Source organism: Novosphingobium sediminis (genome assembly GCF_007991615.1).
Lineage (GTDB): Bacteria > Pseudomonadota > Alphaproteobacteria > Sphingomonadales > Sphingomonadaceae > Novosphingobium > Novosphingobium sediminis.
Genome location: NZ_BJYR01000054.1, coordinates 1 through 1,244, shown reverse-complemented (window position 1 = coordinate 1,244; position 1,244 = coordinate 1). Strand labels below are relative to the sequence as shown.

The following is a 1,244-nucleotide window of genomic DNA, read 5'->3' as shown; positions in this document are numbered from 1 at the left end:
TGACCTGCCCCCCGCTGGTCCCGCGGTCATAACGAGAGTCTGCCAGTTTGATATTCGTGCTGCCCCGCCGGCACAAGCGCGTCGGTCGTGACGCCTCCATTTAGCAGGAACGCCCGGCGCGCTTGTGCCGGTGTTCGGTTCTGCAGCGACGAGTGCGGCCTGACGTTGTTGTAGTCGTAGCGCCAGACAGCCAGCTTGCGCCGAGCGTCCGCGAGGCTGTCGAACAGCTCTTCATTCAAGAGCTCGTCGCGCAGGCTGCCGTTGAACGATTCAATGAACGCATTCTGCTGCGGCTTGCCGGGATCGATGTAATGCCACTCGACCCGGTTCTCGCTGGCCCACTTGAGAATCGCTCTGCTGGTGAACTCGGTCCCGTTGTCGCTGACGATGCAAGCCGGTTTGCCATAGAGCCGTACCAGGGTGTCCAACTCGCGGGCAACCCGCACGCCGGAGATGCTGGTGTCGCCCAGCAGGCATAGGTTCTCGCGGCAGCAGTCATCGTTGATCGCCAGGATGCGCAGCCGGCGGGAGGCACCGAAGGTGTCCGCCACAAAGTCCATCGACCAGCGGTCGTTTGGCCGCAGCGGGACCGGCATTGGCGTTCGGCTGCCGCGAGCGCGCTTACGGCCCCGTCTGCGACGCACCGACAGACCCTCCTCCCGGTACAGCCGGTAGAGCTTCTTGTGGTTCATGATGTGTCCTTTGCGTTCGAGCATGACGCCGATACGGCGATAACCGAACCGCCGACGCAGGCCGGCGATCTCGCGCATCTCCTCGCGGATCTCGGCATGGTCTGGCGGACGTTCTCGCCGGACCGTCTTGGGGTCGACGCCGATCAGCACGCAGGCACGGCGCTGCGAGACCTGATAATCCCGCATCACGCCGAGCGCTGCGTCCCGTCGCTGGCCTGGCGTCGTCAGACTTTTCCCAACAGGTCCTTCAGGATCGCGTTGTCCAGCACACTCTCGGCCAGGAGCCGCTTGAGCTTGCCATTCTCATCCTCGAGCTGGCGCAGCCGCCGGGCATCGGACACCTCCAGACCGCCATACTTCGCCTTCAGCTTGTAGAACGTCGCCGGGCTGAGGCCGTGCTTGCGGCAAACCTCCACCGTCGGCAGGCCCGCCTCCTGCTCCTTCAGCATCCCGATTATCTGTTCCTCGGTAAAACGGCTCTTCCTCATTCGTCTGCTCCTTCGTTGGGGCAAACTCTACATCAGATCGAGGGAGCCAGCGGGGGGCAGGTCA

General features: G+C 63.7%; 1 protein-coding gene. It reads right to left on the bottom strand.

Annotated elements, in window-relative coordinates:
• Positions 1-26: 26 nt before the first annotated feature.
• A protein-coding gene (locus NSE01_RS21070) for an IS3 family transposase (protein ID WP_246135318.1) occupies positions 27-1,180 on the bottom strand; the annotation gives its coding sequence in 2 pieces (ribosomal slippage) (positions 27-922 and positions 922-1,180; 1,155 coding nt in all).
• Positions 1,181-1,244 lie beyond the last annotated feature (64 nt).